The following is a 6281-nucleotide window of genomic DNA, read 5'->3' on the forward strand; positions in this document are numbered from 1 at the left end:
GGCCCGGGGCCCCGGCTGCCCACCGGGCGGCCGCTCCGCGGGCCCCCGCCCCTCCCGTACGGCGACGGGCTCGCCCGACCGCCGGCTGCGGCGCCGCGACGGCCCCTTGGCGCCACCGCGCGACCGGTCGTCGTCGAACGGGATGACCTTGGCGTCCGCCATTGCCCTTACGCTCCTCAGTTGGCGCTCTGCGTCGGGTGCTTGCCGCTGTCCGCACCGCCCGTGAACGACAGTGCGCTGTCGGCGATCCGGTCGACCGCCCGGGCCAGGGCCTGGGGCGGCAGCAGCCCGGGCCCACGGCTGCTCGCGAAGTCCGCGAAGGCCTCCGCGGTGCTGTACTTCGGCCGGAATCCCAGTGTCTCGCGCATCTGCGCCGTCGAGACGACCCTGCCGTGCGTGAGCAGCCTCACCTGCTCCGGCGAGAAGTCCGTGAGCCCGACGGTCCGCAGCGCGGTGCCCGCCCAGGTGACCGCGGGGAGCAGCACGGGGACGGTCGGGCGGCCGAGCCGTCGCGAGCACTGCGAGAGCAGCAGGACGCCGTCACCGGCGACGTTGAAGGTGCCGCTGTTGAGCGTCCCGCGCACCGGCTCGTGCGAGGCGATCCGCAGCACCTCGATCACATCGTCCTCGTGCACGAACTGCAGCCGCGGGTCGTAGCCGAACACCGTCGGAAGCACCGGCAGCGAGAAGTACTCGGTGAGCGGGGTGTCCGCGGTCGGCCCGAGGATGTTCGCGAAGCGCAGCACGCAGACGGCCACATCGGGCCGGCGCCGCGCGAAGCCCCGCACATAGCCCTCGACCTCCACCGCGTCCTTGGCGAAACCGCCGCTGGGCAGCGACTTGGGCGGGGTGGTCTCGGTGAACACGGCCGGATCGCGCGGCGCCGAACCGTACACATTCGTCGAGGACTTGACCACGAGCCGCTTGACGGTGGGGGACTTCTGGCAGGCACCGAGCAGCTGCATCGTGCCGATGACGTTGGTCTCCTTGACCGAGCCCCGGCTGCCGCCGCCGAGCGCGGTGCCGCTGACGTCCATGTGCACCACGGTGTCGACGGAGTGCTCGGCCAGTACGCGGGCGATCGCGGACTGGCGGATGTCCGCCTGCACGAAGTCGGCGCCGCCCAGATGGTGCTCGGGGGACGCGGCGTCCACGGCGATCACCCGGTCCACCTCGGGGTCGCGCTGGATCCGCCGTACGAAACGACCGCCGAGCTGCCGGGCCACCCCGGTGACGAGCACGACCTTGCCCAAGATCAGCTCCTGCCTTCCCCGTAGAACCGCTCCTCGCCGCGCCTTGGCCACCGTATCGGGTGGGTGTTGCGCTGTGATGACCGCGCGGTGTGCGAAGTGCCCAACGACACAGACGGGTACCCAGCAAGGCCGGGAAAACGGCTGTGGCCCTCCCACCAAGACGGTGGGAGGGCCACAGAGCGCTGTTCCAGCGGTCGCTTACTTCTTGTTGCGACGCTGGACGCGAGTGCGCTTGAGCAGCTTGCGGTGCTTCTTCTTGGCCATCCGCTTACGCCGCTTCTTGATAACAGAGCCCACGACTACCCTCGCTCACTTCTCTTCACTCGGTGCGGGGCAGACTAGGCCCACACGACCTACGAGGGCCAAGCCTACCCGCCCGAGCTCGAAGCCCGTAATCGAGGTTCCGAAGGAGCCCCGATCAGGCCGTCTCCACCCCCACATAGGAATCGCGAAGATACTCGTGAACCGCGTTCTCCGGGACTCGGAAGGACCTCCCCACCCGGATCGCGGGCAGATGACCGCTGTGCACCAAGCGGTACACGGTCATCTTCGATACGCGCATCACCGAGGCGACTTCCGCCACGGTCAAGAACTGAACCTCCGACAGAGGCCTCTGGTCAGCAGCCATGACACACCTGAACCTTCCGCACGCGGACGGGCACCGGCTTCCCCTTCCGGTGACTCCTCGTCGCCACGCGCTCACTCCCCAGAGTAGGGGCGGGTGATGCGAGTGGGGAAGAGGTGCTGCAATCAGCCGCCTACTGTGACAGACCCGCCCGATTGAGTACGTAGCGAGTAAGCGGTCGGTAGTAATCAGACCGCACAGCGTCATCAAGCGGAACGGCGACGGACACGCGCCCCTCCGCCTCTCCGACGAACAGCGCGGGATCATCCGTATCTGCCAGGCCGATCGCCTCAATACCCAGCTGACCTGCACCGCAGACCCAGCCGTGGTCCCCGATGACCAGCCCCGGCAGTGGTCCGCCGGCGGCCGCGGCCGCCCCGAGCACGGTCCGAACCGGGAGCGGTGAGTGGGAATGTGCGCCCGGCTCACGCCCCGCGCCCTCCGCGTCGGCGTCGCGCACCAGCGCGACTCCTCGTACGTAATCAAGGTTGTACGTGCGTAGACCAAACCGAGTCGTTATGTCGACAGAGCAGCCCTGCGCAGGGGTGAGAACAGTACATCCAGCCGCCGAGAGAGCGTCTGCCAAGTCGCCGTAGAACCCGAGCAGTCGGTGCGGATGACCGGTCCCGATGAGCACCGGCTCACCACGCTCCGCAGCCGCCACGAGCCGGTCGGCGAAGGCCTCGAGGCCCGCGAGGGTCCGGTCGGGGTCGATGACGTCGGGCCCTTCGTGGTCCGACGGATCCGGCGACACCCCGCACTTGTCGGCCATCAGCGCCAGCAAGTCACGCGCACTCCAGGCCCATTCGGGATCGAGCCCGAGCAGCATTCTGGGGTCTCGGGCCGCGAACAGCCGATAGCTGTGCAGGGACTGTTCGCGCGAGGTGGCGACGGGACCGGCGAGCCGGGCCGCCAGGAGGTGTGCGCGTAAGGCGCCGGGGCTCAACACGCCTAGATGCTGGCGCACTTGAAGCCGCGAGAGCCTCAAAACCCAGTAAATGCCCCACAGTTGGGCTAACGCCGCGTACCCTCAGGGCAGCATTCCCCGCTGCGGGAACACGGCCCGGCGCGTGGCCAGAATCGTCTGGTCGAGCCGGTCCGCCGGGTCATAGCCCGCGGACCAGTCCAGCCATTTCGGCGTACGGCCGTCCGTCATCCGCTGCGGCGCCAACTGCCGCGTCCGAGCGAAGACTTCATGCTTCCACTCCTCGGGTACCTCGGCCGTCGGCTCGATCGGCCGGCCGGCGGCGATCGCCGTCAGATGGGTCCAGGAGCGCGGCACCACGTCCACGATCGCGTATCCCCCGCCCCCGAGCGCGAGCCACCGCCCGTCCGCGTGCTCGTGCGCCAGGTCGTGGCAGGCCTCCTGCACCATGCGCTGCGCATCGAGCGAGATCGCGAGATGCGCGAGCGGATCCTCGAAATGCGTATCGGCGCCGTGCTGCGTGACGAGCACCTGCGGCCGGAAGTCCTCGATCAGCTCGGGCACCACCGCGTGGAAGGCGCGCAGCCACCCCGCATCGCTCGTCCCGGCCGGCAGCGCCACATTCACCGCACCGCCCTCGCCGTCCCCGGCCCCGGTCTCCTCCGGCCAGCCGGTCTGCGGGAAGAGCGTCCGCGGGTGCTCGTGCAGCGAGATCGTCAGGACGCGCGGGTCCTCCCAGAAGGCCGCCTGCACCCCGTCCCCGTGGTGCACGTCCACATCGATGTACGCGACCCGCTCGGCGCCCAGCTCGAGCAGCCGCGCGATCGCCAGGGACGCGTCGTTGTAGATGCAGAACCCGGCCGCCGACCCCGGCATCGCATGGTGCAGCCCGCCCGCGAAGTTCACGGCATGGTCCGCCTCGCCCCGCCAGATCGCCTCGGCCGCGGCCACGGACTGCCCGGCGATCAGCGCGGAGGCCTCATGCATCCCCGCGAAGGCCGGATCATCGATGGTCCCGATCCCGTACGAGGTGTCGGCCGCACCCGGATCGGCCGACGCGTCCTTCACCGCCGCGATGTAGTCCTCGCGGTGCACAAGGCGCAGCGTCGAATCCCCAGCCGGCTGCGCGGCCACGACCTTCAGCTCCTCGTCCAGGCCGAAGGCGCCGATCAGCTTCCTGGTCAGGGCGAGCCGTACGGGGTCCATCGGGTGCTCGGGCCCGAAGTCGTACCCCGTGACTGCGTCATCCCACATCAACTGCGCGCGGCCGCTCATGCCCCTCACCGTATCGGTCGCCCTCGGGCGCGAAGGAGCGGGCGTAGAACAGCGTCAGGAGCACCAGCGCCATCGGCACCAGCATCGCCCCGCGGTAGCTCCACGCGTCCCCGAGAGCACCGACCAGCGGTGAACCGATCAGGAATCCCACGTAGTTGAAAATGTTGAGCCGCGCGATCGCGGTGTCCGAGGCCCCGGGGAACATCCGCCCGGCCGCCGCGAAGGTCTGGGGCACAAGGACACACAGCCCGAACCCGACCAGGGTGAACCCGGCGATCCCCATCCACGCCCCCTGCGCGGCAGCCACCACCACGAACCCGAGCGCGGCAAGCACCGTCCCGAACCGCACCACCGGCACAGCGCCGAACCGCCGGACCCCGAAGTCCCCCACGGCCCGCCCGAGCAGCGTCGTCACCATGTAGACGTTGTACGGAACGGTCGCCACCTCGTCCGAACTGCCGAGCACGTCCTCCAGATACTTCGCGCTCCAGTTGGAGACCGTCGAATCCCCGATATACGCGAAGGTCATCACCAGACACAGCGGCAGCAGCGCCTTGAACACCACCGGCTGCGCGGCCCCCTTGGCCCGCACCTGCTCCGCGGCGGTCCCGGCCCGCGCGTACCACCGGCTCCCGACCAGCGCGGCCGGCAGCAGCACCGCCACCACGGGCAGATACGAGACGAACAGCGAGAGATCCCAGTGCGCCCCGGCCCACGCGAGCGAGGCCCCGACGATCCCGCCCAGGCTGTACGCGGCGTGGAACCCGAGCATGATGCTCCGCCCGTACGCCCGCTGCAGACTCACCCCGATCATGTTCATCGAGGCGTCGAGCGCGCCGACGGCAAGCCCGAACGCCGCAAGCGACAGGGCCACTTCCCACAACTCGCTGCCGGCGCCGACCCCGAGCAGCGCGAGCAGCACAACCGGCTGGGACCACCGCAGCACAAGCCGCGGATCGATCCGCTTCACCAGATGCTCGGTGGCCACACTGCCGACCCCCGCGAGGATCGGCACAGCGGCGAGAAAAGCGGGCAGCAGCCCGTCGGATATCCCGTACCGGTCCTGGATCGCCGGGATACGGGTCACGAGCAGCGCAAAGGCCACGCCCTGCACGAAAAAGCTGAACGCCAGCGAAACCCTGCCCTGCCGCAACCGCGCATCTGTCATGGCCGCACAGCGTAGGCCCCCGGGCTACCCACGGGTAGATGATCAGCGCAGCAATTCGAGCAGCTGCCCCATGTCGAAGAAGTACGCGTTGGCCCCGGCCAGCCGCTCGGAGGACGTCATCGCCGTATACGCGTACACATCCATCCCCGCGGCCTGCGCGGCCTGCACCCCGAGCGGGCTGTCCTCCACGACGGCACACCGGTCCGGCGAGACCCCCATCCGCTCGGCGGCGTGGAGGAAAAGATCCGGCGCGGGCTTGCCCTTCCCGACATCCTCGGAGCTGAAAATCCACTCCTCCTCGAACCACTGGTCGAGTCCGGTCTTCCGGTGCCCTACGCGAATCCGCTCGTGACTCCCGGAAGAAGCCACACAGTACGAGACACCCTCGGCGGTGAGCTTCCCGAGCACGTCCTCGGCGCCGGCGACGGGCGTGAGCTCCCGCTCGAAAGCCGAGAACACCCGCTGATGCAGCGTCTCGTCGAAGTCGGCCGGCAGCTCCTGCCCGCTCCGCTCCCGCACGAGGTCATGCACACGGTGCACGGCGGCCCCCATGTAATCCCTGAGGGAGTCCTCGTACGTGGTGGGGTGCCCGAGCTCGCTCAGGTACTGGGCGAGGATGGTGTTGGAGATCGGCTCACTGTCCACGAGGACGCCGTCGTTGTCGAAGATGACCAGGTCGTAGCGCATACCTCGAACTGTAAACGGACACAACGCAGAAAAGCCTCAACCCCCGGACAATGTCCGGGGGTTGAGGCTTTATCAAATTTAGTTCGGCGGCGTCCTACTCTCCCACAGGGTCCCCCCTGCAGTACCATCGGCGCTGTGAGGCTTAGCTTCCGGGTTCGGAATGTAACCGGGCGTTTCCCTCACGCTATGACCACCGAAACACTATGAAATTCAGAACCGATGCCTCAACCATCCTGTGGCCCAGGACGGGAGACGTGTTGTTCATTATTTCAGAACCAACACAGTGGACGCGAGCAACTGAGGACAAGCCCTCGGCCTATTAGTACCGGTCAGCTCCACCCTTTACAG

At 68.6% G+C, this 6281-nt stretch carries 7 protein-coding genes, 1 rRNA gene and 1 pseudogene; all 9 read right to left on the reverse strand.

From position 1 onward, the window contains the following. Positions 1 to 162 (reverse strand): annotated as a pseudogene (locus tag JAO81_RS43250) (glycerol acyltransferase); the annotation flags it as partial. Positions 163 to 176: 14 nt separating this feature from the next. Beyond that, a complete protein-coding gene (locus JAO81_RS41270) occupies positions 177 to 1253 on the reverse strand; it encodes an NAD-dependent epimerase/dehydratase family protein (protein WP_199553152.1) in 1077 nt (358 codons plus the stop codon). A gap of 198 nt (positions 1254 to 1451) precedes the next feature. Further along, complete coding sequence (locus tag JAO81_RS41275; RefSeq protein ID WP_003948845.1) at positions 1452 to 1550, reverse strand: 30S ribosomal protein bS22; 99 nt, start codon at positions 1548 to 1550, stop codon at positions 1452 to 1454. A gap of 121 nt (positions 1551 to 1671) precedes the next feature. Continuing rightward, on the reverse strand, positions 1672 to 1881 hold the full coding sequence (locus JAO81_RS41280; protein ID WP_165336811.1) for a helix-turn-helix domain-containing protein: 210 nt from the start codon (positions 1879 to 1881) through the stop codon (positions 1672 to 1674). Between the two features lie 130 nt (positions 1882 to 2011). Further along, complete coding sequence (locus JAO81_RS41285; protein ID WP_199553153.1) at positions 2012 to 2827, reverse strand: phosphatase; 816 nt, start codon at positions 2825 to 2827, stop codon at positions 2012 to 2014. An 81-nt stretch (positions 2828 to 2908) separates the two neighbouring features. Next, positions 2909 to 4078 (reverse strand): acetoin utilization protein AcuC, encoded by a 1170-nt coding sequence (locus JAO81_RS41290; protein WP_199553154.1) that lies wholly within the window; start codon positions 4076 to 4078, stop codon positions 2909 to 2911. Further along, positions 4047 to 5246 (reverse strand): MFS transporter, encoded by a 1200-nt coding sequence (locus tag JAO81_RS41295; RefSeq protein ID WP_199553155.1) that lies wholly within the window; start codon positions 5244 to 5246, stop codon positions 4047 to 4049. Before JAO81_RS41295 ends, JAO81_RS41290 begins: the two co-directional genes overlap by 32 nt. 42 nt (positions 5247 to 5288) lie before the next feature. Further along, on the reverse strand, positions 5289 to 5933 hold the full coding sequence (locus JAO81_RS41300; RefSeq protein WP_199553156.1) for an HAD family phosphatase: 645 nt from the start codon (positions 5931 to 5933) through the stop codon (positions 5289 to 5291). An 81-nt stretch (positions 5934 to 6014) separates the two neighbouring features. Then, positions 6015 to 6131: ribosomal RNA gene (gene rrf / locus JAO81_RS41305) — 5S ribosomal RNA — on the reverse strand. Positions 6132 to 6281 lie beyond the last annotated feature (150 nt).

Origin of the sequence: Streptomyces sp. N35, assembly GCF_016464295.1 — a bacterium.
Taxonomy (GTDB): Bacteria; Actinomycetota; Actinomycetes; order Streptomycetales; family Streptomycetaceae; genus Streptomyces.